This is a genomic window from Terrabacter lapilli (assembly GCF_039531305.1).
Lineage (GTDB): Bacteria > Actinomycetota > Actinomycetes > Actinomycetales > Dermatophilaceae > Terrabacter > Terrabacter lapilli.
Map to the genome: position 1 here is coordinate 59,278 of NZ_BAAAPU010000012.1, position 25,446 is coordinate 84,723.

General features: G+C 72.8%; 24 protein-coding genes and 1 riboswitch. Of the genes, 11 read left to right on the plus strand and 13 right to left on the minus strand.

Going from position 1 to position 25,446, the window contains the following annotated elements; all coding sequences use genetic code 11:
- Both ABD241_RS20195 and ABD241_RS20200 read left to right on the plus strand, forming a co-directional pair.
- Positions 1–1,334, plus strand: a 1,334-nt coding sequence (locus ABD241_RS20195) for an ATP-binding SpoIIE family protein phosphatase (RefSeq protein ID WP_344067188.1), incomplete at its 5' end; no start/stop codon positions are given.
- A complete protein-coding gene (locus ABD241_RS20200; RefSeq protein ID WP_344067191.1) occupies positions 1,327–1,695 on the plus strand; it encodes an STAS domain-containing protein in 369 nt (122 codons plus the stop codon). The genes ABD241_RS20195 and ABD241_RS20200, both read left to right, overlap by 8 nt.
- A gap of 36 nt (positions 1,696–1,731) precedes the next feature.
- Here ABD241_RS20200 and ABD241_RS20205 read toward each other — a convergent pair whose 3' ends face one another.
- The 4 genes from ABD241_RS20205 to ABD241_RS20220 form a co-directional block, all read right to left on the minus strand.
- The gene (locus ABD241_RS20205) at positions 1,732–2,421 is read right to left on the minus strand and encodes a DsbA family oxidoreductase (protein ID WP_344067194.1); all 690 of its coding nucleotides are present in this window, start codon (positions 2,419–2,421) and stop codon (positions 1,732–1,734) included.
- Between the two features lie 97 nt (positions 2,422–2,518).
- Positions 2,519–3,307: a C40 family peptidase gene (locus ABD241_RS20210; protein ID WP_344067197.1), complete on the minus strand. Its 789-nt coding sequence runs from the start codon at positions 3,305–3,307 to the stop codon at positions 2,519–2,521.
- A gap of 3 nt (positions 3,308–3,310) precedes the next feature.
- A riboswitch (cyclic di-AMP (ydaO/yuaA leader) is annotated at positions 3,311–3,476 on the minus strand.
- A 150-nt stretch (positions 3,477–3,626) separates the two neighbouring features.
- A complete protein-coding gene (locus tag ABD241_RS20215) occupies positions 3,627–4,322 on the minus strand; it encodes an iron-dependent transcriptional repressor DtxR (protein ID WP_344067200.1) in 696 nt (231 codons plus the stop codon).
- A 53-nt stretch (positions 4,323–4,375) separates the two neighbouring features.
- A complete protein-coding gene (locus ABD241_RS20220) occupies positions 4,376–5,605 on the minus strand; it encodes an MFS transporter (protein ID WP_344067204.1) in 1,230 nt (409 codons plus the stop codon).
- A 67-nt stretch (positions 5,606–5,672) separates the two neighbouring features.
- On the opposite strand from ABD241_RS20220, the gene ABD241_RS20225 reads away from it, so the two are divergent.
- The gene (locus ABD241_RS20225; RefSeq protein ID WP_344067208.1) at positions 5,673–6,770 is read left to right on the plus strand and encodes a hypothetical protein; all 1,098 of its coding nucleotides are present in this window, start codon (positions 5,673–5,675) and stop codon (positions 6,768–6,770) included.
- Positions 6,771–7,011: 241 nt separating this feature from the next.
- Here ABD241_RS20225 and pdxH read toward each other — a convergent pair whose 3' ends face one another.
- Complete coding sequence (pdxH, locus tag ABD241_RS20230) at positions 7,012–7,737, minus strand: pyridoxamine 5'-phosphate oxidase (RefSeq protein WP_344067211.1); 726 nt, start codon at positions 7,735–7,737, stop codon at positions 7,012–7,014.
- A 22-nt stretch (positions 7,738–7,759) separates the two neighbouring features.
- Here pdxH and ABD241_RS20235 point away from each other — a divergent pair, with 22 nt between their 5' ends.
- Complete coding sequence (locus ABD241_RS20235) at positions 7,760–8,164, plus strand: hypothetical protein (protein WP_344067214.1); 405 nt, start codon at positions 7,760–7,762, stop codon at positions 8,162–8,164.
- 105 nt (positions 8,165–8,269) lie between these two features.
- Here ABD241_RS20235 and ABD241_RS20240 read toward each other — a convergent pair whose 3' ends face one another.
- The gene (locus ABD241_RS20240; protein ID WP_344067217.1) at positions 8,270–8,896 is read right to left on the minus strand and encodes a pentapeptide repeat-containing protein; all 627 of its coding nucleotides are present in this window, start codon (positions 8,894–8,896) and stop codon (positions 8,270–8,272) included.
- Positions 8,897–8,989: 93 nt separating this feature from the next.
- Here ABD241_RS20240 and ABD241_RS20245 point away from each other — a divergent pair, with 93 nt between their 5' ends.
- From ABD241_RS20245 to ABD241_RS20255, 3 genes are all read left to right on the plus strand, one after another.
- Positions 8,990–10,111: a citrate synthase 2 gene (locus tag ABD241_RS20245; RefSeq protein ID WP_344067220.1), complete on the plus strand. Its 1,122-nt coding sequence runs from the start codon at positions 8,990–8,992 to the stop codon at positions 10,109–10,111.
- 134 nt (positions 10,112–10,245) lie between these two features.
- Complete coding sequence (gene serC / locus ABD241_RS20250) at positions 10,246–11,388, plus strand: phosphoserine transaminase (protein ID WP_425580853.1); 1,143 nt, start codon at positions 10,246–10,248, stop codon at positions 11,386–11,388.
- Positions 11,389–11,580: 192 nt separating this feature from the next.
- On the plus strand, positions 11,581–12,930 hold the full coding sequence (locus tag ABD241_RS20255) for a lytic transglycosylase domain-containing protein (RefSeq protein ID WP_344067224.1): 1,350 nt from the start codon (positions 11,581–11,583) through the stop codon (positions 12,928–12,930).
- Positions 12,931–13,130: 200 nt separating this feature from the next.
- On the opposite strand, the gene ABD241_RS20260 is transcribed toward ABD241_RS20255, so the two are convergent.
- From ABD241_RS20260 to ABD241_RS20270, 3 genes are all read right to left on the minus strand, one after another.
- Positions 13,131–14,417: an MFS transporter gene (locus tag ABD241_RS20260; RefSeq protein ID WP_344067227.1), complete on the minus strand. Its 1,287-nt coding sequence runs from the start codon at positions 14,415–14,417 to the stop codon at positions 13,131–13,133.
- Positions 14,414–14,863 (minus strand): MarR family winged helix-turn-helix transcriptional regulator, encoded by a 450-nt coding sequence (locus tag ABD241_RS20265; protein WP_344067230.1) that lies wholly within the window; start codon positions 14,861–14,863, stop codon positions 14,414–14,416. The genes ABD241_RS20260 and ABD241_RS20265 overlap by 4 nt, the downstream gene beginning before the upstream one ends.
- A gap of 252 nt (positions 14,864–15,115) precedes the next feature.
- Positions 15,116–16,621: an NCS2 family permease gene (locus tag ABD241_RS20270; protein ID WP_344067233.1), complete on the minus strand. Its 1,506-nt coding sequence runs from the start codon at positions 16,619–16,621 to the stop codon at positions 15,116–15,118.
- A gap of 58 nt (positions 16,622–16,679) precedes the next feature.
- On the opposite strand from ABD241_RS20270, the gene ABD241_RS20275 reads away from it, so the two are divergent.
- A complete protein-coding gene (locus ABD241_RS20275; RefSeq protein WP_344067236.1) occupies positions 16,680–16,988 on the plus strand; it encodes a DUF2530 domain-containing protein in 309 nt (102 codons plus the stop codon).
- Between the two features lie 40 nt (positions 16,989–17,028).
- Here the strand turns inward: ABD241_RS20275 and ABD241_RS20280 are convergent, their stop codons facing one another.
- The 3 genes from ABD241_RS20280 to ABD241_RS20290 all read right to left on the minus strand — a co-directional run bounded on the left by ABD241_RS20280 (position 17,029) and on the right by ABD241_RS20290 (position 19,425).
- Positions 17,029–17,937, minus strand: a complete 909-nt coding sequence (locus ABD241_RS20280; RefSeq protein WP_344067239.1) for a DUF3027 domain-containing protein — start codon at positions 17,935–17,937, stop codon at positions 17,029–17,031.
- Positions 17,938–17,941: 4 nt separating this feature from the next.
- Positions 17,942–18,337, minus strand: coding sequence for a cold shock domain-containing protein (locus tag ABD241_RS20285; RefSeq protein ID WP_142182667.1), 396 nt, complete (start codon positions 18,335–18,337; stop codon positions 17,942–17,944).
- 146 nt (positions 18,338–18,483) lie between these two features.
- Positions 18,484–19,425: an aldose 1-epimerase family protein gene (locus ABD241_RS20290; RefSeq protein ID WP_344067248.1), complete on the minus strand. Its 942-nt coding sequence runs from the start codon at positions 19,423–19,425 to the stop codon at positions 18,484–18,486.
- Positions 19,426–19,533: 108 nt separating this feature from the next.
- Here ABD241_RS20290 and ABD241_RS20295 point away from each other — a divergent pair, with 108 nt between their 5' ends.
- Positions 19,534–21,795, plus strand: coding sequence for a helicase-associated domain-containing protein (locus ABD241_RS20295; protein WP_344067251.1), 2,262 nt, complete (start codon positions 19,534–19,536; stop codon positions 21,793–21,795).
- A gap of 139 nt (positions 21,796–21,934) precedes the next feature.
- Here the strand turns inward: ABD241_RS20295 and ABD241_RS20300 are convergent, their stop codons facing one another.
- Complete coding sequence (locus tag ABD241_RS20300) at positions 21,935–22,867, minus strand: hydroxymethylglutaryl-CoA lyase (protein WP_344067254.1); 933 nt, start codon at positions 22,865–22,867, stop codon at positions 21,935–21,937.
- 105 nt (positions 22,868–22,972) lie between these two features.
- On the opposite strand from ABD241_RS20300, the gene ABD241_RS20305 reads away from it, so the two are divergent.
- Both ABD241_RS20305 and ABD241_RS20310 read left to right on the plus strand, forming a co-directional pair.
- Entirely contained in the window at positions 22,973–24,625 is a 1,653-nt protein-coding gene (locus ABD241_RS20305) for a DNA repair helicase XPB (RefSeq protein ID WP_344067257.1), read from the plus strand.
- 98 nt (positions 24,626–24,723) lie between these two features.
- Positions 24,724–25,446: a response regulator gene (locus ABD241_RS20310; RefSeq protein WP_142182655.1), complete on the plus strand. Its 723-nt coding sequence runs from the start codon at positions 24,724–24,726 to the stop codon at positions 25,444–25,446.

The window sequence follows — 25,446 nt, forward strand, 5'->3', positions numbered from 1 at the left end:
CCGCACAGCTCGAGCGGCGCGTCGAGGAGCGCACCCGGCAGCTGTCGGCCGCCAACGCCCGCCTCGTGCAGGAGATCCAGGAGCGGTCCCAGGCGCAGGAGCTGCTGATCCGCGAGGAGGCCCGGGCGCGGCACGAGCACGACGTCGCCGAGACCCTGCAGCGCAGCCTGCTGCCCGACCGGCTCCCCGACGTGCCCGGGATCGAGCTCGCCGCGCGCTACGTGGCCGCGACGACGGACGTGCAGGTCGGCGGCGACTGGTACGACGTCGTGCAGCTGCCCGGCGGCCTCGTCGGGCTCGCGGTCGGCGACGTCGCCGGTCACGGCCTGCAGGCGGCCGCGACCATGGTGCAGGTCCGTGTGGCCCTGCGCGCCTACGCGCTGCAGGACCCCACGCCCGCCGCCGTCATGCGCGGCGTGCACCAGCTCGTCGCCCGGCTTCCCGGACCGGAGATGGTGACGCTCGTCTACCTGGTCTTCGACCCGGCCAGCGGAGAGCTGCGGTGGACCAACGCCGGTCACCCGCCTGCGCTCGTCATCCACGACGGCGCCGGGTCCCCGCTCTCCGGCGCCCTCACCCCGCCGGTGGGCGTCACGCCGAACGGCTCCTTCGCCGAGGGCAAGACGCACCTGCCGCCCGGGGCCACGCTCCTGCTCTACACCGACGGGCTCGTCGAGCGTCGGGGCGTGTCCCTGCTCGACGGGATCGACCAGCTGGGCCGCGAGGCGGCCGCCGTCCCCACCGAGGACGGGCTCGAGAGCCTCTGTGACCGGCTGCTCCACACCTTCCTCGACGACACCAGGATCACGGACGACGTGGCCGTCCTCGCCATGCGCGCCGCACCCTCCGTCGAGGGCCGGCTCGAGGTGCGCCTGCCCGCCGAGGCGCGCAACCTCGTGCACGTCCGAAGCGCCCTGCGCCGGTGGCTGCAGGACGCCGGAGTGCCCGAGGAGCAGACCAACGAGGCGCTCGTGGCGTGCGGAGAGGCCTGCGCCAACGTGGTCCAGCACGCCTACAGCGGCAGCCCCGACGCCGGCGACCTCCTCGTCGAGGCGCGGCTGGACGACGAGTCCCTCCAGCTGTGGGTCCACGACGACGGCGAGTGGCGCCGTGCGGCCGAGCGCGGGGGCGGCTGGGGTCTGCAGCTGATGCACGCGCTCATGGACGACGTCGAGGTCGAGCACACCGCAACCGGCACCACCGTGCACCTGTGCCGCCGCGTCACCCGCGACGCGCCACCCGACCCGGCGCCGAGCCCGGCTGCCCCACCGCTCGCTGCCGCACCGCCGGAACGTCCGCCGGTGTCCGCATCGGATGAGGCCTCCGATGAGTGACCTCGCCCGCGTCGAGACCAGCCGTGTGGACGCCACCCAGGTCGTCCGGGTCACGGGTGAGCTCGACCTGTCCAACGCGAGGGCCGTGACCGACTCCGTCAGCCACACCGTGCCGGAGCAGGTGACCCTCGTCGTCCTCGACCTCGCCGGCACGACCTTCCTGGACAGCGCCGCCATCGCCTCCCTCTTCCGGCTCTCGGAGCGGCTGCGCAACCGCCGCCAGGACCTGCGCATGGTCATCCCGCGCGAGGCGCCCATCCGGGCGGTCGTCGAGCTCACCCGCCTCAGCCAGGTGGTCCCGGTCGACGACAGCCCGCCGGAGCTGCTCGACACCATGAGGGCGTATGCCGCCCTCCCGTAGTCCGCGCCCCGGCCGGAGTCCCTTGGCGCGGGTGCGTCAGACCGACTGGGTCGCGACGCCGCGGAGGAGGGCGAGGTAGTCGTCGACGGGACGCACCCCCGACAGGGCGGCATACCCGTTGGCGAGGAGGAAGGGCGTCGCGGTGACGCCCATCGATCCGGCCTCTCGCTCGTCGGCACGGACCTGCTCGGAGTAGTCGTCCGAGGCCAGCACCGCGGCCACCCGCCGCTCATCCATGCCGCACTCGGCGGCCAGGCGCTGGAGCACCTCGTGGTCGTCGATCGCGAGGCCCTCGCCGAAGTGCGCCCAGTGGAAGCGCTCGACCGCCGCGGAGCGCAGCGCCGGCCCGCCCATCTCGCCGGCGAGGGCGCACAGGCGGTGCGCGTCGAAGGTGTTGGCCCGCACGGCACGGTCCCAGTCGAAGACGAGGTCGTCGGCCTGCGCCTCCTCGCTGGCCTTGGCGTTCATCAGCCGGCCGGTGCCCGCGTCGCCGCCGCCGTAGCGCATGGACAGGTGCTCACGGACGGGCACCGCACCGCCCACCGGGACGTCGGGGTCGAGCTCGAAGGAGCGCAGGCGCAGCATCACGTCGTGCGGGCGCTCGAAGGCGGCGATGGCCGCCTCGACGCGGCGCTTGGCCACCCACGAGTAGGGGCAGACCAGGTCGCTCCAGAGGTGGAGCTCGATGTGGGTCGTGGACTCGGCGGCAGGCTGGACTGTCGTCATCACGTCAGTCAACCACGGACCGTCGCACCCGCCGGGGAATGCGATGTGCCCCCACCGGAGTCGGTGGGGGCACAGGGCGTGGCGCGAGAGGGGTCGCTCAGAAGCGGCCGTAGCCGGAGGGCGTCGTCCAGATGGAGTGGTTGCCGGTCACGGTGCCGGGGCGCTGGGCGTCGATCATGCGGCCCGGGCTGACGTAGATGCCCACGTGGTAGGCGGGCGAGCCGAAGAACACGAGGTCGCCGGGGCTCGGGCTGCTGACGGGAGTCGCCGCCGCCTGCTGCGCGGAGGCCGTGCGCGGGATCGAGATGCCGGCCTGCCGGTAGACGTAGGACGTGAAGCCCGAGCAGTCGAAGCCGGACGGGGTGGTGCCGCCGTAGACGTAGGGGATGCCGAAGAGCGACTGGGCGATGCCCACGATGCCCGAGGCGCTGGGAGCCGGGGCGGGCACCGGGTTGAGGGCGGCGCGCTGCGTCGAGCGCGAGGCGCGCTCAGCGGCGGCCTGGCGGTCGGCGGCAGCCTTGGCCGCAGCCTCCTCGGCAGCCTTCTGCTGGGCGCGTCGGGCCTTGACCGCGATGTCCTCGATGACGACCGGCTGGGACGTGGCCTGCTTCAGTGCGGGGTTGGCGTAGCCGATGGCCGACAGCGCGTTGCCTGCCGTCAGCGTGCCGGCTGCGGGCCCGACGGCGGCCGGAGCCGCGACGACGCTGCTCGAGCCGTCGGCGGCGTTCGCCGTGCCGGCGAACGAGGCCACGAGACCACCCGAGGCAGCCACGATGGCTGCGCCCTTGACGGCGGGCTGAGCAGACTCCTTGGCGATCGTCTTCAGCTCTGAGATCGCGCTGAATCGACCGGGGGCGCGGTGGCGCCCGGGAACGTTCTGAGCCACTGTTAGACCTCTCGACGCCGGCGAGGTGAGCTGTCGGGTTCGGGCTGGAGGTAGCTGCCCGGCCTTCGCTCGGACCGAGTTCGGTCCACGGAAGGCTTCACCCCGAGGACGTCTCACGACGCCCGGAGAACGTGGTTCCCCCGCTCCTGCCATGCGGTTCGTGCCGAGCCCCGGGTCGATGGCAGGACTAGGCGGTCCGACCCGTGGCACCTGCTCGACGGGGAGAGCAAGTGGGGCCAACCGTACCCAACTCCCCCATTCTTGTCACGTCCGGGTTGCGGCACGTCAAAGGCTTGTCCGCGGACGCGTAAAGAAGGCCTCAGGCGGCCTGGCAGAAGACGTGGACCGCCACGTCGTCGGGCAGCGAGACGCCGTCGGAGGGCTCGCCTCCCTCACGGACCGCGAGCACCCTGCCGCCCTCGCGGACCACCTCGACCCGGGCCCCGGGCACGACGCCGGCACTGGTCAGCAGCGCGAGCGCCTCGGGGTCGACCTGGACGGGCTCGCCGATGCGGCGGATGGTCACCACGGACGGGGCGTCACCGACGACGGCCGCCAGGGTCCGCAGGCCGGCGAGGAAGTCCTCCCCCTGCTGCACGCCGAGCTCGGCCAGCCCCGGGATGGGGTTGCCGTAGGGGGACTCGAGGCCGTCGCCGATCAGGCCGAGGATCTTGCGCTCGACCTTCTCCGACATGACGTGCTCCCAGCGGCAGGCCTCGTCGTGGGCGTACTCCCACTCGAGGCCGATGACGTCGACGAGCAGCCGCTCCGCGAGGCGGTGCTTGCGCATGACCCGGGTGGCCAGCAGCCGGCCACGGTCGGACAGCTCGAGATGGCGGTCGCCCGACACGGCCACGAGGCCGTCGCGCTCCATCCGGGCCACCGTCTGCGACACCGTGGGGCCCGAGTGGCCGAGACGCTCGGCGATGCGGGCGCGGAGGGGCACGATGCCCTCCTCCTCCAGCTCGAAGATCGTGCGGAGGTACATCTCGGTGGTGTCGATCAGGTCTGTCACGGTCATACCCTCTCAGAGTCGCGTCGTCGTCAGCGCCCGCGTCAGCGCCCGCGTCACCGGCCGCCCGTCGCTGGTGCTCGGGTGGGGTCGTGGCGTGGCACCCAGACGCGCAGCCAGCCCGCCCCGACCAGGGCGCCCGCACCGAGGACGACTGCGGAGGCGCCGAGGGACATGACGGCGCTCAGCCCGGACAACGCCAGCGGACCCGCCGCCCTTCCCAGGTCGGCACAGAGCCGCCAGCCACCGAGGAACTGGGCCCGGCCCTCGGCCGGCGACGCGTCGGCACCGAGCGTCATGATCAGCCCGGCACCGAGCCCGTTGCCCACCCCGAGCACCGTCGCCGCCGCCGTCACCGCGACCAGGCTGGTGGCGAGCGGCAGCAGCGCCATGCCGAGCCCGAGCACGACCATGCTCGGGACCGCAGCCGCGACCCTGCCGTAGCGGTCCATGAGCCAGCCCGAGGGGTAGAAGAGCGCCATGTCGATGGCCCCGGCGACGCCGAAGACGAGTGAGGTCTGCGCCGGCGAGAAGCCGACCGACTCGGCCCAGAGCGGGATCAGTGCCTCGCGGATCGCCCGCGCGCCGGCGACGCACATCGCGCCGGTGCCGAGGGTGAGGAGCACGTGCCGGTGCTGCAGCAGCACGGAGGCCACGCTACGGGGGGCTCCCCGGCCGACGACCCGGTGCGCCTCGGCCGTGATGTCGGGTGCGAGGAGGACGAGGACGAACGCCGCCAGGCTGGCGACACCGCCGACGGCATACGCCGAGTCGGTGCCCCAGCGCACGATGACGAGCGAGCCGATGAACGGGCCGACGAAGGAGCCGATGCGGTTGACGCCGCCCAGCGTCGACAGGGCGCGGGCCCGCATCGCGACGGGAACGGCCTCGGTGAGGTAGGCCTGCCGGGCCAGCCCGAAGAGGGAACCGGCCAGTCCCACCACGAGCACGCCGGCGAAGAGCATGACGAGGCCGCCGGCGAGGGCCGCGATCAGCATGCCGGCCGCCTCGACCACGGCCGCGATGAGAAGGGCGCGCCGCTCCCCGATGCGCGCGGCGAGCGCTCCCGAGGGCAGGTCCCCGAGGAGCTGGCCCACGCCCATCATGGCGACGAGGAGGGCGGCCACCCCGACGGAGGCGCCGAGCTCGCGCGCCGAGACCGCGACGATCGGGGTGACGGCGCCCGCACCCATCGAGCCGAGCAGCGTCGGGCCGTATGCCGACAGCGCGATCGCGCGCAGGCCGGCGTCCCGCCCGCGCGGGCTCTCCCCCCGAGTCTCGGTCACGCCACAGGACCCTAACGATCGGGTTACTCGGGTGGCCGCCCCGGTGGGCCGACGAAAGCATGGGCGGGTGGCTGGAGGCGAGGTGACGAGCGAGGCGAGCCCGGTGCTGCGGTCCCGCACCGTGACGCTGCTGATGCTCGCCGCCGTCGCCGCGTCCCTGCTGGTCTCGACGGTGGCGCCGATGGCGACCGCGGTCGTGGGGCTGATCCTCTTCGGGGTCCTGCACAACCTCCTCGAGATCCGCTACGTCGTGGGCCGCTTCTCCTCCCTGCTGACGCCGCCCTTCCTCTACCTGCTCGCGGCCCTCGTCGCGGCGGTGGCCGTCAGCCGCCTCGTCTCCGGGATGGCGCCCGGGCCGGCGCGGCTCGCGGAGATCGTGCTCGGCTACGCCATCCTCGCCGCCGCTGCACAGCACGGTCTCGACGGCCGCCGCCGGGTGACCGCGTGGGTCCTGCTGGCGCTCGCGGCTGTCGTGTCGTTGGCCTTCCCGGCATACCACTTCCTCGCACTGACGCACCTGCACAACGTCGTGCCGCTGTTCTTCCTGTGGGACTGGTCGAGGCGCATCGCCTCGCCGCGCGGCCGGCGCGCGTTCCGGGCCGTGCAGGTGCTGTGGGCGGTCGTCGTGCCGGTCGCCCTCCTCGCCGGCCTGGTTCCGTGGGCGCTGAGCGCCCACCCCGGCATGGTGAGCAGCGTCGTCGGTGACGGGGAGTCCTTCCTCGCCTCGGTCACCCCGCCCGGCGCAGCCGGTGCGCTCGCCGTCCGGGTGCTCGTGGTCTTCGCCTTCGCCCAGACCATGCACTACGTCGTCTGGGTGGCCCTGCTGCCCCGCGTCGCGCCCGACGCCTCGGCCGCGTTCGAGGCGCGCGTGCCGTGGGCGACCGGACCGCGGCTGTGGGCCGCGGGCTTCGTCGCAGCAGCCGTCTTCGCCGTCCTCTTCGGCGTCGACTTCGACCAGGGCAAGGCGCTGTATGCCGCCCTGGCGAGCTGCACGACCTACCTCGAGCTGCCCGTGCTGCTCGTGCTGCTCGCCGGAGGAGCGCCCGCAGCGGGCGGGTCGGGAGGAACCGTCATCCCTCTCCCCGGCACCCGGACGGTGACCACCGAGCTACCGGCCGGGACCCCGAACGAGGCCCCCGCCGAGGCCGGACGACATTCCGCGTAAATGGTCTTGCCGCCTGGCGTGGGTGCGACGTACGGTCGAAGGGTCGAACCCGAAGGGAGGTGATCCGAGAAGTGATTTCTTCCGGAGCGTGTGAGGTGGCCACGCGATAGTCGCGCCCCATCCACACCCATGGATGAAGCAGGGCAGTCCGACCTCGTCGGGCTGCCCTGTTCCTGTCCCGGGACCCGGCCGCGTCCGCGTCCGCGGGGGGGCTGGAGGCGGCGTCGTCGGGGGGCGCCGCTCAGGGCTGCAGCCGCAGCCGCTCCCACGAGCCGGGGTCGGCGAGGTCGCCGTCACCCGTGCGGCGGAAGAGGATGCGGTCGTGCAGGCGGTTGCGGCGACCGGCCCAGAACTCGACCTCGTCGCACACCACCCGCCAGCCACCCCAGAAGTCCGGCACCGGCACGTCGTGATCGCTCCCGGTGTCGGGGAAGCGCTCGAGGACCTCCTGCCACCTCCGCTCGAGCTCGCCGCGGTCGGCGGCAGGGCTCGACTGGTCGGACGCCCACGCCGACAGGCGCGAGCCGTAGGGGCGCGAGTCGAAGTACGCCTCGACCTCCTCACGCGCGATCAGCTCGGCGGTCCCCCGGAAGCGGACCGCCCGGTAGAGCGAGGGCCAGGTCAGGGCGGCCGCGATGCGCGGGTTGGCTTGCAGGTGCCGGCTCTTGGCGGAGTCGAGGTTGGTGACGAAGCCCGGCCCGCGCTCGTCGAAGAAGCGCATGAGGACGGTGCGCACGTCCGGGGTGCCGGTGGGGTCGACCGTGGCGACGGAGATCGCCGTTGGCTCGGGCACGTCCTCCCGTTCGTGCGACGCGGCCACCGCGTCGTCGACCCAGGCGCGGGCCTGCAGGTAGGGCGAGGCGGCGAGGTCGGACTCGACGAGCCCGTCACCGGTGTAGTCGACGCGGCGCACGGCCGCGAGTCCTTCGGGAGCGTTCGAGGGCGGCGACGAGGCGGGGGTGTCCATGAGGTCAGACTAGGGTTGGGGCATGGCAGGCAAGGGCAAGCTCGTGACCCAGACCGTCAAGCTCGGTATCAAGTACGGCCCCCAGATCTGGGTGGCCACCCAGGCGCTGCGCGCCCCGGCCAAGGAGGCCGTCAACAAGGCCATCTCGAGCGAGCGCGCCAGGCGCCTCGCGATGGAGCACGCGACGTCCCTGACCGACGGCAGCATCCTCAAGGTCTACAAGGGCGACTCCGCGCACTGGCTCGTCTTCGACGGTGACCAGCCGGTCGCCGTGCACCCCGAGACCGACATGCCGCTCGACACGCTCGCGGCGGGCGCGGACCTGACGAGGCGCATCCGGCCGCAGGACAAGCTCAGCGCCACCGACCGCGCACGGGACGCCGCGGCCACGGCCCTGCGGCGGGGGAAGCCCAACCAGATCAACTGAGCCCGGTCGCGCCGGTGCCCTACGACACTGTTCCGCCCACGAAACGCTGACGCGCCACCCGGGCCACCCGCCGCCTCGCTGCCCCGGGCGGCGGGCGCCGGACGCTCAGTCCGCCACTCGGATGCCCAGCTCGGCGGCGAGGGCGTCGGCGAGGTCGATGACCTGCAAGCGGCTCAGCGTCGCTCCCCTGAGCCCGGCCAGCCCCACCGGCGAGCGGAGTGTGGCCCCGGAGAGGTCGAGGCCGGCATACGTCCCCCGACCGAAGGTCGGCGCCGCGAGCGTGCAGCCCTCGAAGGTCAGCCCGTCGACGGTCGCCTCCTGCAGGTCGAGCTCGACGACGACGCAGTCGACGAACGCGACGTCCTTGAGGCGGGCCCCGCGCAGGTTGAGGAAGTCGACCTTGCCACCGCGGACCGTGACGTCACGCCACGTCGAGCCCCACGCCGAGACCGCCGCCAGGCGACAGCCCTCGACCGTCGTGTCGGCGAGGCTGGCCTCGGAGAACGTCAGGCCGACCCCGTCCACGCGATCCCACTCGCACTCGGACCAGCGCGACCCCTCGAGGTGCGCCCCGTCGAGGGTGGCCCCGATCAGCGAGCACTCGAGGAACGAGTGCCCCTCGGCGTGCGCGCCGGTGAAGTCGGTGCCCTCGAAGCGCACCCCGTCGTGATGTTGGTCTCGGGTGTCGAAAAGCGGGTCCGCAAAGGGGGTCTGGTCGGCGGCTGACGGCATACGGTGAGTCTGGCAGCCGGGACCGACACGTGAGCCTCGGCTGCTGCTGGGTCTCCACACCGCGGTGGTACCGCCTGCACAGCGAGGATCGAGATGGCCGACAACACGCCCGACCCCGACTTCAAGCCCGGCCTCGAAGGCGTCATCGCCTTCGAGTCGACGATCGCGGAACCGGACAAGGAGGGTGGGGCGCTGCGCTATCGCGGCGTCGACATCAACGACCTCGTCGGCCACGTCGACTTCGCGCACGTCTGGGGCCTGCTCGTCGACAACGAGTTCGACCCCGGCCTGCCGCCGGCCGAGCCCTACCCGCTGCCCGTGCACACCGGCGACGTACGCGTCGACGTCCAGTCCGCCCTCGCCATGCTCGCGCCGGTCTGGGGATTCAAGCCGACGCTCGACATCGATGCCGACGAGGTCCGCGACAACCTCGCCCGTGCCGCCGTCATGGCTCTGTCGTTCGTCGGGCAGTCCGCGCGCGGTCTCGACAAGCCGATGGTGCCGCAGAAGGAGGTCGACAAGGCCCGGACCATCACCGAGCGGTTCATGATCCGCTGGCGCGGCGAGCCCGACCCCAAGCACGTGGAGGCCGTCGACGCCTACTGGGTCTCGGCCGCCGAGCACGGGATGAACGCCTCCACCTTCACCGCCCGCGTCATCACCTCCACCGGCGCCGACGTGGCGGCCGCGCTGTCCGGAGCCGTGGGCGCCATGTCCGGCCCGCTGCACGGCGGGGCGCCGTCGCGCGTGCTCCACATGCTCGACGGCGTCGAGCAGCAGGGCGACGCGACGGCATACGTCAAGGGCGTCCTCGACCGCGGCGAGCGGCTGATGGGCTTCGGCCACCGCGTCTACCGCGCCGAGGACCCCCGGGCCCGCGTCCTGCGCTCGGCCTGCGAGCGCCTCGGGGCCCCGCGCTACGAGGCGGCGGCCGCGCTCGAGAAGGCTGCCCTGGACGAGCTGCACGCACGCCGCCCCGACCGGGTGCTGGCCACCAACGTGGAGTTCTGGGCTGCGGTGATCCTCGACTTCGCCGAGGTGCCGGCGTCGATGTTCACGCCGATGTTCACCTGCGCGCGCACGGCCGGCTGGTCGGCGCACATCCTCGAGCAGAAGAAGACCGGCCGTCTCATCCGGCCCTCGTCGCGCTACATCGGTGAGGGGCCGCGCAAGCCCGAGGACGTCGCGGGCTGGACCCCCGCCATCTCCCACTGACGAACCGCCGGCCGTCGGGCCGCGCCCACCGGTGCGGCCCGGCCGGACTTCGCACTCCTGCGCGGCCGCGCACGGGAGTCCAGGGACCGAGCAGGGTTGTCCACCACGTGGGCAGCTGGGCGAGAATGGGCGCCGTGACCGACGCACCCGCCGTGACCAAGCCCATCACCATCCCGGCCGAGCTGCTCCCGGCCGACGGACGGTTCGGCTCCGGGCCCTCGAAGGTGCGCCCCGAGCAGCTGGACCACCTCGCCTCCCTCGGCCGCACGGTCCTCGGCACGTCCCACCGCCAGGCGCCGGTCCGCAACCTGGTCGGCGAGGTGCGCCAGGGCCTGCGCGACCTCTTCTCCCTCCCCGAGGGCTACGAGATCGTCCTCGGCAACGGCGGCTCCACGGCATTCTGGGACATCGCCGCCTTCGGGCTCGTGCGGGAGCGGTCGCAGCACCTCGCGTTCGGCGAGTTCTCGAGCAAGTTCGCCGCCGTCACCAAGGCCGCCCCGTTCCTCGGCGACCCGACCGTCGTCGCTGCCGACCCCGGCACGCTCGCCAGCCCGCACGGCGAGGCCGGCGTCGACGTCTACGCGTGGCCGCACAACGAGACCTCGACCGGCGTCATGGCCCCCGTGCAGCGCGTCGCCGGTGCCGACGTCGATGCGCTCGTGCTCATCGACGCCACGTCCGGCGCGGGTGGGCTGCCGGTGGACATTACGCAGGCCGACGTCTACTACTTCGCGCCCCAGAAGTGCTTCGCCTCCGACGGCGGCCTCTGGCTCGCCGCGTTCTCCCCCGCCGCCCTCGACCGCGTCGACGAGATCGCAGCGTCCGGCCGCTGGGTCCCCGACTTCTTCAGCCTCCCCACGGCGATCGACAACTCGCTGAAGAACCAGACCTACAACACCCCGTCGATCAGCACGCTCGCCCTCCTGGACAGCCAGCTGCAGTGGATGCTCGGCCACGGTGGCCTCGACTGGGCGGTCTCCCGCACGAAGGACTCCTCGAGCAGGCTCTACGCCTGGGCCGAGCAGACGGACTGGACGAGCCCCTTCGTCGCAGATCCCGCAGCCCGGTCGCAGGTCGTCGGCACCGTCGACTTCGACGAGTCCGTCGACGCAGCGCTCGTCGCCGCGGCGCTCCGCGCGCACGGGGTCGTCGACGTCGAGCCCTACCGCAAGCTCGGCCGCAACCAGCTACGGATCGCCATGTTCCCCGCCGTCGAGCCGGACGACGTGACCCGGCTGACCCAGTCCATCGACCACGTGGTCTCCCAGCTTCGCTGACCTCCCGGTCACCGACCGCCGCGCGCCCCGAGAGGGCCGACACCCGTATGCCGGGTGCCGGCCCTCTCGCGCACCCGCCCACCCGCATCCGCCCTCGCGCACCCGACGGCCCGGTGGCGTGACCTTCCGGGTACGTGCCTCGTTGACCCGTCCAGACCGCCAACGGGGGCGGCCGACGCACGAGGAGTTCCCATGGTCCGCATCGTCCGCGCAGGCACGACCGCGCGACGGGTCGCTGCTGCCGTTCCGGTCATCGCCCTGGCCACGGCCGGCATCACGTTCGCCGCCACCCGGGGCACCGACACCGCGCCGACCTCGGCGCCCGCGATCACGGTGCCCGACCAGGCCATCACCGAGGGCAGCCCGCTCTACCCGCAGGCCGGGCCGGCGCCCGCACCGATGCAGCTGCCCCCGATCTACCAGACGTTCACCGGGGACTACGCCCGCGTCGGCGTGCCGAGCGAGGCACGCGGAGCGGTCACCGCCATCGACTCACTCGCGCCCGTGCGCCTGGACGCGAACGGCATACCCGCGGCGGCCCTCGCCGCCTACCAGCGGGCGGCCGGGGTGCTCGACGGCATCAAGCCCGGCTGTGGCATCGACTGGGCCCTCCTGGGAGCCATCGGGCGCGTCGAGAGCAACCACGCCCAGTTCGGCGGCAACGTCCTCGACGCCAGCGGCATCGCCCGGCCCGGGATCATCGGCATCCCCCTCGACGGCTCCAACGGCACCGCCCGCATCTCCGACACCGACGGCGGCTCGCTCGACCGCGACTCCGTCTTCGACCGTGCCGTCGGCCCGATGCAGTTCATCCCGACCTCGTGGCGGATGGCCGGTCGCGACGGCGACGGCGACGGGGTCGCCAACCCGCAGAGCCTGACCGACGCCGTGACGGGTGCCGGTGTCCTGCTGTGCTCGGGCGACACCGACCTGCGCCGGCCGGGCGCGGCATACCAGGCCGTGCTGCGCTACAACCACTCCGACAGCTACGTGCGCACCGTCCTGTCCATCGCCGACGCCTACCGACGCGGCGTCACGGTCGTGCCGATGAGCGCGCTGCCCGCCGCCCGTCCCGCCTCCGGGACCGGTACGGCCACTCCAGCCGGCTCCGGGTTCGCGTATGCCGGACCGGCCCCCCAGTCGACGGCTTCGCCGAGCGCAGACCCCACACCACGCTCCTCGGCGAAGCCGTCTCCCGCCCCCGCCCACAGCAAGCCGTCCTCCACGGCAGAGCCGGCGCCCAAGCCGAACCCCGCTCCCAAGCCGGCGCCGACCCCGGGCAAGGGGGCGCCGGGCCTGCCGGTCCCGCTGCCGCCGGTGCCCGCGGTGCCGCTGCCCTCCGTGACGGTGCCCGTGCCGGGCCTGCCCTCGCCGACGCTCCCCGCCGAGATCGTGCGGCTGCTCGCCCTCCCCCACCTGCCGCTGCTGGCCGGCGACCCGAAGGACCTGGTGCGCGTGCTCGACCCGCTCAAGGGCCAGGTCGTCTGCGTCCTCGTCGACAAGGTCGTGACGTGCCCGTCGGCGGGAGGCCTGCTCCCCTGACGGGGTGCACCACAGCGCTCCCGACAGACGGCGAAGCGGCCACCGCATCCGGGTGGCCGCTTCGTCGTGTGCGTCGAGGGGCTGTGCCCGCGTCCTGCCGGCGGCTGCCGGGCTTCAGCGGTTGACGACCGCCGCCACGACCGCGATGAGCAGGAACAGCACCAGCGCTGCGACGGTGATGCGGTGACGGAACTTGAAGCTCACTTCGTCACCTCGGGAGACGTGGGAACGGGCGATGCGAGCTGGATGTGCAGTCGCGGCCGCCGCTGGGTCTGGATGGTCACCGCGACATTCTGCCGACGTGTGAACCAGACGGCCACTGCCACCAGGCTGAGGCCCACCGCGACCGTGCCGATCGCGATCGTCCAGCGAGGTCCCCACACGTCGCCGATCCAGCCGATCACCGGGGCTCCGACCGGGGTGCCGCCCATGAAGATCGCCATGTAGAGGGCCATGACGCGGCCTCGCATGACAGGGTCGACGCTGACCTGGACCATCGCGTTGGCCGTCGTCAGCGCGGTCAGCGCCGACAGGCCGGTCGGCACGAGGAACAGCGCGAACAGGACGTAGTTCGGAGCGGTCGCCAGCAGGGCGGTGGACACGGTGAAGCCGGCCAGGGCGACGAGGAGCACGCGCAGCCGCGGCCTGGCCCGGCGGGCCGAGAGCAGGGCGGCGGTGAGCGAGCCGACGGCCATGATCGAGCCGAGCAGGCCGTACTCACCCGGGCCCTTGTCGAAGACCTTCGTGGCCATCAGGGCCATCGTGAGCTGGAAGTTCATGCCGAACGTGCCCAGCACGAAGACGAGCATCATGACGAGGATGATGTCGGGACGGCCCTTGACGTAGCGCAGCCCCTGGCGGATCTGGCCCTTGCCCCGAGCCCGGGGCGCGGGCGTCAGCAGGCTCGCGTTCATCCGCAGCAGCGCGACGAGCACGAAGACGAAGGTGGCGGCGTTGGCGAAGAGCGCCGGGGCCAGGCCGAACCAGGCGATGACCAGGCCGGCGACGGCCGGGCCGATGAGGCGGCCGAGGTTGAAGGAGGCGCTGTTGAGGGCCACCGCGTTGGGCAGGTGCTCGGTGTCGACCATCTCGGAGACGAAGGTCTGCCGCGCCGGGTTGTCGACGGCCGTCGCGACGCCCTGCAGGAAGGCCAGCGCATAGACGTGCCAGAGCTGGACCACGCCGGTCGCGGTGAGCATGGCGAGCGCCAGTGCGGTCAGCAGCAACGCACTCTGGGTGAGGAAGAGCAGGCGCCGCTTGGGGAAGCGGTCGACGAGCATGCCGGCGAAGGGCGCCAGGAGCAGGAAGGGCAGGAACTGCAGTCCGGTGACGATGCCGAGGGCCGAGGAGGAGTGGTCGGTCAGGACCGTGAGGACCAGCCAGTCCTGCGCCACGCGGCCCATCCACGTGCCGACGTTGGAGACGATGGCGCCCGAGGCGTAGATCCGGTAGTTGGGGATGGAGAGCGAGTGGAAGGTGGGGCTCACTTGCTCGCCACCTTCGCGAGCACGGCGGCCGCTCGCTGCAGGAGCTCGCGCTCCTCGTCGGTCAGGTGCTCGAACCGGGAGAGCATCCACTCGTCGCGGTGGCGCCGGACGCGCCTCAGCACCTTCTGGCCCTCGGGCGTCAGCGACAGGATCACCTGCCGGCCGTCGGTCGGGTCGTCGGCGCGGGAGACGTAGCCGAGCTCGACGAGGGCGCTCGTGGTGCGCTTCATGCTCGGGGCCGAGACGCGCTCGATGTCCGCCAGCTCGCTGTTGGTGCGCGGGGTCTCCTCGAGGCGCACGAGCACGGAGTACAGGTGCGGCGGCAGCTCACGGTCGGACTCGAAACGGACGCGCCGGGAGATGCGCATGCAGGCGAGCCGGATGTCGTTGGAGAGGGAGACGAGCTCAGCCCGCGAGAGCGGAGTGGTCGGAGTCTTGGTACGCACGGTGGTGAGGTCCTCGGAAGTGCTGTCTGGTGATAGTTACCCTAACTCATTACCTCTGCTAAGCATTCCCGGGGTGTCCGGGGCCGCCCGGTGCGAGGCCGGGCCCGGCACCGGGAACGACAGGAGCGCCGCCCCTGCACGACCGACCAGCAGGTCGGCGTGCGGGGACGGCGCTCTCTCGTGGGCGACCCAGCCCGCTTCGGAGCCCGGCGTGCGAGCGGGAGGGGCGTGGACGCGTACGCGTCCGGTGGGTCAGGAGAACAACGACTGCAGCGGCGCCTTGACGAAGTAGAGGACGAAGAACGCTGCGACGATCCACAGCAGCGGGTGGATCTCGCGGGTCCTGCCGCGGACCATCTTGACGAGCACCCAGGCGATGAAGCCGGCGCCGATGCCCACGGTGATGTTGTACGTGAACGGCATCAGCACGATCGTCAGGAACGCGGGCAGGGCGATGTCCATGTCGTCCCACTCGATGTTCTTGACCTGCGTCATCATCAGGAAGCCGACGATGACCAGCGCGGGCGCCGCGGCCTCCGAGGGGACGACCGCGAACAGCGGCGCGAGGAACGTCGCGAGCAGGAAGAGCACGCCGGTGACGACCGACGCGAGTCCGGTCCGGGCCCCCTCCTCGACGCCCGAGGCGGACTCGATGTAGGAGGTGTTGCTGCTGACGCCGCCGACGCCACCGGCGATGGCCGCGACCGAGTCGACGACGAGGATGCGGTCGGTGTGGGGCGGGTTGCCGTCCTCGTCGAGGAGCTTGGCCTCCGTGCCGATCGCCACGACGGTGCCCATGGTGTCGAAGAAGTCGGCCAGCAGCAGCGAGAAGACGAACATCACCGACGTGACGATCCCGATCTTGCCGAACGAGCCCAGCAGGCTGAACTGCCCGAGGATGCCGAGGTCGGGGGTGTTGGTGATGCTGTCGGGCAGCCTGGGCACCGTCAGGGCCCACGCGGACGGGTTGGTCAGGGCGCCCTTGCTGTCGAAGACGCGCGGGCCGATGTGGAAGATCGCCTCGAGCACCATGGCGAGGGCAGTGGCCGCCACGATGCCGATGAGGATCGCGCCCTTGACCTTGCGGATGAGCAGCATCGCGATGAGGAAGACACCGACGACGAAGACGAGCGTCGGCCAGCCGTCGAGGCTGCCGCCGATGCCGAGCTCGCTCGGCACGGTGCCGGGGGTCGACGGACGGCGCGCGAAGCCGGCGTCGATGACGCCGATGTAGGCGATGAACAGGCCGATGCCGACCGAGATCGCGACCTTCAGCGGGCCGGGGATGGCCTTGAACACGGCCTTGCGGAAGCCGGTCAGCACGAGGACGAGGATGATGATGCCCTCGATGACCACCAGGCCCATGAGGTCGGCGAAGGTGATCTTCTCGCTCGAGTGCGTGAGCACCATCCCGGTGATCAGCCCGTTGATGCCGAGGCCGGCGGCGAGCGCGATCGGGAAGTTGGCCACCAGCCCCATGAGGATCGACATGACGCCGGCGACGACAGCCGTGCCGACGGCGACGAGCAGCTTGCTCTGCTTGAGGTCGGTGGTGCCGCCGATCATGGTCCCCGACCCGTCGATGACGCCGGAGAGGATGATCGGGTTGAGCACGACGATGTAGACCATCGTGAAGAACGTGACGACGCCACCGCGGACCTCGCGCGCGACGGTCGACCCGCGCTCGGTGATCTTGAAGAAGCCGTCGAGCCCCGACCGTGTCGGCGTCGGGGTGTTGGTGCGCGTTTGCGTCGACATGCGGCACACCCTAGTGGCGGCATGTCAAGGGCAGGAAACCAGACCCTAGGCTGTCTGCGTGACCGACGAGACCACCCCCGCCGCGGACTCCGCGCCCTCCACGCCGTCCAGGCCGGCGGCTGGGCAGCCCCGCCCCGAGGACGTCCGCACCGAGGAGGTCGAGCCGCTGCACGTGCCGATGCTGCGGATCATCGAGGCCGGGCTGGTCGCCTGGGTCGTCGCGCTCGTCGTCACGCTCGTGGTGCCCGCGCTGCACGAGGGTGACCGCTCGTGGTGGCCGTGGACGTGCGTGGCCGGGTTCCTGCTCGGGGTGCTGGGCTGGGCCTACGTACGCCGGGGGCGCGGCAACGCTCGCGGCGCCGCCTGAGCGGCTGCCGGCTCTCCCACCGACGCGGACGGCCCCCGCGTCAGTCGGTGACCGGGTCGTCCGAGCCGTGCTGCTCCTCCACCGGGGCATCGGTCCCGGGCGTCGGCTCACCCTCACCCGCTGTGTGCTCGCCGTCGGCCGGCTGCTCGCCCTCCTTCGCGACGGGCTGCTCGGCCGGCGGCTCCACCTCGTCGGCGTGCTCGGACGGCTCGACGTCGACCGCGAACTCGTCGACGATCGGCTCCCCCACCGGGGTCGGCTCGGGGTGCTCCATGTCGGTCTCGGAGTGCGCGCCGCAGCCGTGGTCGAGCGAGACGACCCGGCCGTCCGAAGGGCTCCACTCGTTGGCGCAGACCCCGAAGGTGACCCGCAGCGCCCCCGCCATCGGCAGGAAGTAGCCGCACGTCGTGCACCGCGCCGTCGCCTTGAGCGCGACCTCGGAGCTCGGGCCGCCGTCACCGTCGTACCACCGGGTGGCCGCGGCCTCGCGGCCCTCGGCGGACAGGACGCGCGGGCGGCCGAGGCCGAGCTCGAAGAAGGCCATCTGGTCGACGTCCTCCTCCCCCGTCGCCTCGAAGCCGGCCTCGAGGTTGGGGTCGTCGGGCCGGTAGGGCAGCACGTCACCGGCGCCGAGGTCGCCGGGAGCCAGCCGGTCGGCATACGGCAGCCACTCGGGGGCGAGGACCGCGTCGGGGCCGGGCAGCAGGTTCGTCTCGCAGACTGTGGCGACCTTGGCGCGCGGCACGCGGGCCACGCTGACGCCCCACCGCCAGCCGCGGTAGCCCGGCGACGTGCACTCGAACCAGTGCATGCCGAGGCGCTCGTCGAGCAGGTCCATGCCGAGGTGGGCGCCGACGGTGCCGGGCTCGGCGATCTCCCCGAGGACGCTGCGGGCGAGGTCCGAGGCGGCCAGCAGCACGGCGTCGGACTTGGGGGCGGTGACGGTCATGCGCTCACTTCTCCAGCTCGTCGGCGAGCCCGCGCAGGGCACGGGCGACGTTGGAGGCGAGCTTGCGGTCGGGGCGGCGCCCGCCGCGGTAGCCGTTGCCGACCCCGTCGAGCAGCTGCACGACGTCCTCGATGATGACGACGAGCTCCTCGGGGGTCTTGCGCTCACGCGCCGACTTGTTGGCGGCCACCGACTGGATGGGGTCGAGCACCTTGACCGACAGCGCCTGGGCTCCCTTGCGGCCCTCGACGATGCCGAACTCGACCCGCACGCCCTTCTTCAGGGACGTGACGCCCGCGGGGAGGGCGTTCGCGTGCAGGAAGACGTCCGCGCCGGAGTCCTCGGAGATGAATCCGAAGCCCTTGTCCGCGTCGTAGAACCTGACCTTGCCAGTCGGCACTGTCCACCTCGTTCAGATCCCGGTCGGCCGTCCGACGGCGCGACACGATGGCGCTCCTTGCGCTCCTGTCCAGACTAGCTGCATCACGCAACGCGAATTCCCGCGCGGCGCAGGCCGCCACCGAGGGCGTATGCCGTGGGGCCGGCTCACGCAGGGCTGATGCCCCAGGTGCCCGTCCACTCCTCACCCGGCCCGAGGACGACGAGGTCCCGGCCGGAGTTGAACGCATCGGCCGGGCAGCTCATCGGCTCGACGGCGATGCCGACCTCGCCCTTGCGGTCCTCGGCGATGGCGGTGAACACCTGCAGCCAGGGGAAGGCGGCGTCGGCCCACAGGGTCGTCGCCCGGTCGCCGGCCGAGACGGTGCACCGCCACATGCCGTCCTCGTCGCGCAGGACGTCGGTGTAGGCGGTGTCGAGCGTCGCCGGGCCCACCCGGTGGGCCTCGCGGAAGTCGCACGGCTTCCCGTCGACCGGGTGCGTGGCGGCAGGCAGGAGGCGGTCGTCGACCTCGACCCAGGTGGCGGCCGGGACCTGCAGCTCGACGTCGGGCAGGAGCGTGTCACCGATCGCGAGGTAGGGGTGCGCGCCGTAGCCGAAGGGCGCGGCCGACGGGCCGACGTTGAGCGCGGCGGCCGTGACGACGAGCCCCGAGTCGTCGAGCAGGTAGGTGGTGCGCAGGTCGAGGAAGTGGTCCCAGCCGGGCTGCGGGTGCAGCCGGTAGCCCACCGTGACCCGGTCGTCCTCGAGCTCGACGAGCTCCCACAGCGCCCAGCGCACGAGGCCGTGGCTCGCGTTGCCACGGGGCACCTCGGTGATCGGCAGCTGGTGCTCCGTGCCGCCGAAGGTGTAGCGGCCGTCGCGGAGCCGGTTGGGCCACGGCATCAGCTGCTGTCCGCGGCCCGACGCGCAGGGCTCGTCGGCGGCATACCCCGCGACGAGGTCGACGCCGTCGCGGGTCAGCGTGCGCAGCCCACCGCCCACCTCGACGACGGTGGCCTCGAACGCGCCGTGGCCGATGGTCCACTGTTCCCCGGTCGGCTGCGCCCTGGCAGGGTCGGCCGGTGCGGCGGGAGAGAGCGCGCTCATGGGGGCAACGCTATCGGGCGGCGCGGCGGGGCCGGCGCGGGGCGACGGCATTCGGGCACGGCGCTGTCGCAGCACGGGCTGCGAACTGCGGGGAAGTAGGTTGGGAGGATGGCCAACTCGAGCCGGAGCCTCGCCGACGACATCCGCGGCCGCAGCGACGCAGAGCTCATCGACCTCGTGCTCGCGCGTCCCGACCTCGCCCGTCCGGCGCCGGCCGACCTGACGAGCCTCGCTGCCCGGGCCGGCACACGGGCCAGCGTCCAGCGGGCGGTCGAGGCCCTCGACCGGGGTCACCTGCAGGTGCTCGAGGCGGTCGTCGTGGCGGGCGACGCCGCCAGACGTGGCGCCCTGCTGGACCTCCTCGGCACGAAGGACGCCGTGACGGTCGAGACGATCCTGCAGGACCTCTGGCGCTCGGCGCTGCTGTGGCGCGGCGCCGACGGCGACCACGTGGTGCGCACCGTCCCGGAGGTGCTCGGCAGCTCGGTCGCCGGCCTCGGGGCGCCCATGCGCGAGCTGCGCCCCTCGTCACCGCCCGAGCAGGCAGACGCCGACCACATCAGGGCCACTCTCGACGAGGCGCCCGACGAGGCCCGCGCGATGCTGCAGCGCATGACGTGGGGACCCGCGTTCGGGGTGCTCCCGACCAGCGGGCCCGGCCACACGACCGCCCGCTGGCTCCTCGAGCACCACCTGCTCGTGCCCGTGTCGGTCGACCGTGTCGCGCTGCCTCGCGAGGTCGGGCTCGTGCTGCGCGAGGGCCGGCTGCACCGGTCGCTCGCCCTGACGCCGCCGGAGATCACCGCGCGCCACGTCTCCCTCGTCGACGCCGCGGCGGGTGGGGCGGCGAGCGAGTCGCTCACGCACGTCGACGAGCTCGCTGCCGCTTGGGGCGCCGCCCCGCCGCGCGTCCTGCGCGCCGGAGGCCTGTCGGTGCGCGACCTGCGCGTCACGCAGCAGTCGCTCGACCTCGACCCCGAGCACACCGCCTTCGTCGTCGAGCTCGCGTATGCCGCCGGGCTCGTCGCCGACGACGGCGAGGTGGAGCCGGTGTGGGCTCCCACGTCCGAGCTCGACGAGTGGAGCTCGAGCGAGGGTGGCCACCGGTGGGCGGCCCTGGCCACCGCGTGGCTCGCCTCCACGCGCGCCCCGCACCTGGTGGGGCGCCGCAGCACCGGGACGGGCCCGGCCAACGCCCTCGGGCCGGACGTGCAGTGGCCGGCCATCCGCGCGATCCGGCGCGAGGTCCTGCGCGAGCTGTCGTCGCTGGAACCGGGCTCGGCCGCGGACCACGCATCGCTGCGCGAGCGCCTCGCCTGGCGCCGGCCGAACCGGTCCGCTGCCGTCCTGGACGAGGCGGTCGAGGCCGTGCTGCGTGAGTGCGAATGGCTCGGCGTGACCGGTCGCGGCGCGCTGTCGGACGCCGGGCGCGCGCTCGTGGCCTCCCCCGGCTCGCTCGACGACGTGGCTGCGGCGATGTCGGCCCACCTGCCCTCGCCGGTCGACCACATCCTCGTGCAGGCCGACCTCACGGCCGTGGCGCCCGGGCCCCTCGTCGGCGGCCTCGGGTCGTTCATGCGGCTCGCGGCCGACGTCGAGTCCCGCGGCGGGGCCACCGTCTACCGCTTCACCCCCGAGTCGGTCCGCCGGGCGCTCGACGCGGGGTGGACCGCTGCCGACTTCGTCGACACCGTGCGACGGTCCAGCCGCACCCCGCTCCCCCAGCCGCTCGAGTACCTCGTGTCCGACGTGGCACGCAAGCACGGGCAGACCCGCATCGGCGGCGCGGCGGCATACATCCGCTCCGACGACGAGTCGGTGCTCGACACGATGCTCGCCTCCCGCGACCTCGCCCCGCTGCGGCTGCGGCGCCTCGCCTCCACCGTCCTCGTGTCGTCCGCCGACCCGCGCGTGCTCGTGGAGCTGCTGCGCGACAACGGCTTCGCCCCGGTCCACGAGAGCCAGGACGGCACCGTCGTCCATGCCGAGACGCCGCGCCGCCGGGCCGGGTCACGGCGCCGCGGACCCGGGCCCATGGTCGCCCCCGTCGACCGGGACTACACCCAGTCGCTCGTCGACGGGCTGCGCGCGGCGGAGGCGACGGCCGACCAGCGGCGCGCCGAGGACGAGGGTCGGCCCGGCCCGCGCATCCAGGCCATGGACCCGGTCGTGACGCTGTCGCTGCTGCGCGACGCGGTCGCCGAGCGGCACGGGGTGTGGATCGGCTACTCCGACGGGCACGGCTCGACGAGCCGGCACCTCATCCACCCGCAGCGCGTGGAGGGCGGCCGGGTCCGGGCCACCGACGAGGCCGGGCACGAGAAGTCCTTCTCGGTGCACCGGATCACCGGCGCCACCCTCGAGACCTGACCTCGATCGAGCCCGACCTGGCTGCCGCGCCCTCGGTGGATCCGGTTCCGCGGGTTCGACCGACCGGATCGAACGCCGGAAAGGCGCCTCCGGGGCCCAGAATCGGCGTTCGGTCCGGCCAGTCGGACCGTCCGGCGCCTCAGGCTCCGGCGAGGGCGCGGACGACGTTGCTGGGGCTGGGACGGCCCAGCTGACCCGCCATCCACACCGAGGTCCCCACGAGTTTCTCGAGGTCGACGCCCGTCTCGACGCCGGCACCGTGCAGCGCCCACACGAGGTCCTCGGTGGCGAGGTTGCCGGTGGCCGACTTCGCATAGGGACAGCCACCGAGGCCTCCTGCCGAGGCGTCGACGACGGAGACCCCGTCGCGCAGGGCCGCCATGGTGTTGGCGAGCGCCTGGCCGTACGTGTCGTGGAAGTGCACGGCGACCCGGTCGGTGCCGATGCCCCGAGCCGAGAGCGCCTCGAGCAGGCGGTGCACGTGCCCGGTGGTCCCGACCCCGATGGTGTCGCCGAGGCTGAGCTCGTGGCAGCCGAGGTCCATGAGGCGCTCGGCCGTCTCGACGACCTGTCCGATGGGCACCGGCCCCTCCCACGGGTCGCCGAAGCACATGGAGACGTAGGCGCGCACCCACATCCCGGCTTCGAGCGCGCGCTTCACCACCGGCTCGAACATGGCGTACTGCTCGGAGACCGACCGGTTGAGGTTCTTCCGGGCGAACGTCTCGGTGGCCGAGCCGAAGATCGCGATCGCTCGGAGCCCGAGCTCCTCGGCGCGGTCGAGACCACGCTCGTTGGGCACGAGCGCGGGTCGGCGCCGGCCCACACCGTCGGGTCCGAGGGCAGCGAGCACCTCCTCGGCGTCGCCCATCTGCGGCACCCACCTGGCCGGCACGAACGAGGTCGTCTCGATGGTGCCGAGCCCCGCAGCCTCCAGGCGCCGGATGAACTCCACCTTGGTGGCCGCGGGCACGACGGTCTTCTCGTTCTGGAGCCCGTCGCGCGGACCCACCTCGTAGATCGTCACCTTCGCGGGCAGCCCCGTCGCCGCCTCGACCTGTGGGGATCGCATGCGCCCATACTGTCACCACGCCCACGTGGCCCCGGAGCGATGTGTTCCGTGGTCACGGGTGCACCGCGGAATACATCGAAGGCCAGGGAGGGTTGTCACCAGACGATGAATGACGGACCCCTGATCGTCCAGAGCGACAAGACCCTCCTCCTCGAGGTCGACCACCCGACCGCCGAGGCCGCGCGGCGCGCCATCGCGCCGTTCGCCGAGCTCGAGCGCGCCCCCGAGCACGTCCACACCTATCGCATCACCCCGCTCGGCCTGTGGAACGCGCGCGCGGCCGGGCACGACGCCGAGCAGGTCGTCGACGCCCTCATGACGCACAGCCGGTATGCCGTCCCGAACGCGCTGCTCGTCGACGTGGCCGACACGATGGACCGCTACGGCCGCCTCACCCTCGAGAAGGAGGGGTTCGCCGACTCCGCCGAGGGCACCCGCCTCGTGCTGCGCACGACGGACCGCCCGGTGCTCGAGGAGGTGCTGCGGCACAAGAAGATCAAGCCGCTGACCGGTGAGCGCATCGACGACCTCGCCGTCGTCGTTCACCCGAGCGAGCGCGGCACCCTCAAGCAGGAGCTGCTCAAGGTCGGCTGGCCCGCGGAGGACCTCGCGGGCTACGTCGACGGCGAGGCCCACCCCATCGAGCTCGACCAGGACGGCTGGCACCTGCGCCCCTACCAGCAGCACGCCGTCGACGGCTTCTGGCACGGCGGCTCCGGGGTCGTCGTGCTCCCCTGCGGCGCGGGCAAGACGCTCGTCGGCGCGGGCGCCATGGCGGCCGCCAAGGCGACGACGCTCATCCTCGTCACCAACACCGTCAGCGCGCGGCAGTGGAAGGACGAGCTCATCAAGCGCACGACCCTGACCGAGGACGAGATCGGCGAGTACTCCGGGGCCCGCAAGGAGATCCGGCCCGTCACGATCGCGACCTACCAGGTGCTGACGACGAAGCGGAAGGGCGCCTACGCCCACCTCGACCTGCTCGACGCCCGCGACTGGGGCCTGGTCGTCTACGACGAGGTGCACCTGCTCCCCGCGCCGATCTTCCGCATGACCGCGGACCTGCAGGCCCGCCGCCGCCTCGGCCTGACCGCCACCCTCGTGCGCGAGGACGGGCGCGAGGCGGACGTCTTCAGCCTCATCGGCCCCAAGCGCTTCGACGCGCCGTGGAAGGACATCGAGGCCCAGGGCTACATCGCTCCCGCCGACTGCGTCGAGGTGCGGGTCAGCCTTCCCGACGGCCAGCGCATGGCGTATGCCGTCAGCGAGCCGGACGACCGCTACCGCCTCGCGTCGTGCTCGGACGCCAAGCTGCCCGTCGTCGAGAAGCTGGCCCAGCAGCACGCCGGCGAGCCGACGCTCGTCATCGGGCAGTACCTCGACCAGCTCCACGAGGTGGCCGAGCGGCTCGGTGCCGAGGTCATCACCGGCGAGACCACGGTCAAGGAGCGCCAGCGCCTCTACGACGCGTTCCGCACCGGCGAGCTCACCACGCTGGTCGTCAGCAAGGTCGCGAACTTCTCCATCGACCTGCCCGAGGCCAGCGTCGCCATCCAGGTCAGCGGCACCTTCGGGTCGCGGCAGGAGGAGGCCCAGCGCCTCGGCCGGGTCCTGCGGCCCAAGGGCGACGGGCGCACCGCGCACTTCTACACCGTCGTCAGCCGCGACACGGTCGACGCCGACTTCGCCGCACACCGCCAGCGCTTCCTCGCCGAGCAGGGCTACGCCTACCGCATCGTCGACGCCGACGACCTCTGAGGCCACGGCCCGGGGCGGGCTGGGGCGTGCACCGTCTGCCGAGGACAGGTCCGACCAACTCCCAGACAACTCCCAGCAAACGCGCCGACACTGTCGTCGTGGACACCCAGACAGCACCGGCCCCCGAGGCCCGTCTGCTCGTCGTCGAGGACGAGCCGAACATCCGCGAGCTCCTCGCGACGTCACTGCGCTTCGCCGGCTTCGAGGTCGAGACGGCCGGCGACGGCACGACGGCACTGGCGCTCGCCGAGGAGTCCGAGCCCGACCTCGTCGTGCTCGACGTCATGCTCCCCGACGTCGACGGCTTCGAGGTGACCCGCCGGCTGCGCGACCGCGGCCGCCAGCAGCCCATCGTCTTCGTGACCGCGCGTGACGCGACGGGCGACAAGATCCAGGGCCTCACCGTGGGCGGCGACGACTACGTCACCAAGCCGTTCAGCCTCGAGGAGGTCATCGCCCGCATCCGCGCGGTGCTGCGCCGCACCCGCGGCCAGGCCGACGACGGCGCGACGCTGCGCTTCCACGACCTCGAGCTCAACGAGGACTCGCACGAGGTGCGCCGGGGCGGCCGGGTCATCGACCTGTCGCCGACCGAGTTCAAGCTGCTGCGCTACCTGCTGCTCAACCCCAACCGGGTGCTGTCCAAGCTGCAGATCCTCGACCACGTCTGGGACTACGACTTCCGCGGCGAGTCCGGCATCGTCGAGTCCTACATCTCCTACCTGCGGCGCAAGATCGACGCCGACGGGCCCTCGCTCATCCACACCAAGCGCGGTGTGGGTTACGTTCTGCGCGTGCCCCCTGAGCTGACCACGACCTGA

Coding starts and splice junctions, on each gene's coding strand:
- ABD241_RS20295 (WP_344067251.1), top strand. CDS start 19,534: ATGGCCAACTCGAGCCGGAGCCTCGCCGACGACATCCGCGGCCGCAGC.
- ABD241_RS20270 (WP_344067233.1), bottom strand. CDS start 16,621: ATGTCGACGCAAACGCGCACCAACACCCCGACGCCGACACGGTCGGGG.
- ABD241_RS20290 (WP_344067248.1), bottom strand. CDS start 19,425: ATGAGCGCGCTCTCTCCCGCCGCACCGGCCGACCCTGCCAGGGCGCAG.
- ABD241_RS20235 (WP_344067214.1), top strand. CDS start 7,760: ATGGCAGGCAAGGGCAAGCTCGTGACCCAGACCGTCAAGCTCGGTATC.
- ABD241_RS20245 (WP_344067220.1), top strand. CDS start 8,990: ATGGCCGACAACACGCCCGACCCCGACTTCAAGCCCGGCCTCGAAGGC.
- ABD241_RS20240 (WP_344067217.1), bottom strand. CDS start 8,896: ATGCCGTCAGCCGCCGACCAGACCCCCTTTGCGGACCCGCTTTTCGAC.
- ABD241_RS20200 (WP_344067191.1), top strand. CDS start 1,327: ATGAGTGACCTCGCCCGCGTCGAGACCAGCCGTGTGGACGCCACCCAG.
- pdxH (WP_344067211.1), bottom strand. CDS start 7,737: ATGGACACCCCCGCCTCGTCGCCGCCCTCGAACGCTCCCGAAGGACTC.
- ABD241_RS20300 (WP_344067254.1), bottom strand. CDS start 22,867: ATGCGATCCCCACAGGTCGAGGCGGCGACGGGGCTGCCCGCGAAGGTG.
- ABD241_RS20205 (WP_344067194.1), bottom strand. CDS start 2,421: ATGACGACAGTCCAGCCTGCCGCCGAGTCCACGACCCACATCGAGCTC.
- ABD241_RS20255 (WP_344067224.1), top strand. CDS start 11,581: ATGGTCCGCATCGTCCGCGCAGGCACGACCGCGCGACGGGTCGCTGCT.
- ABD241_RS20280 (WP_344067239.1), bottom strand. CDS start 17,937: ATGACCGTCACCGCCCCCAAGTCCGACGCCGTGCTGCTGGCCGCCTCG.
- ABD241_RS20305 (WP_344067257.1), top strand. CDS start 22,973: ATGAATGACGGACCCCTGATCGTCCAGAGCGACAAGACCCTCCTCCTC.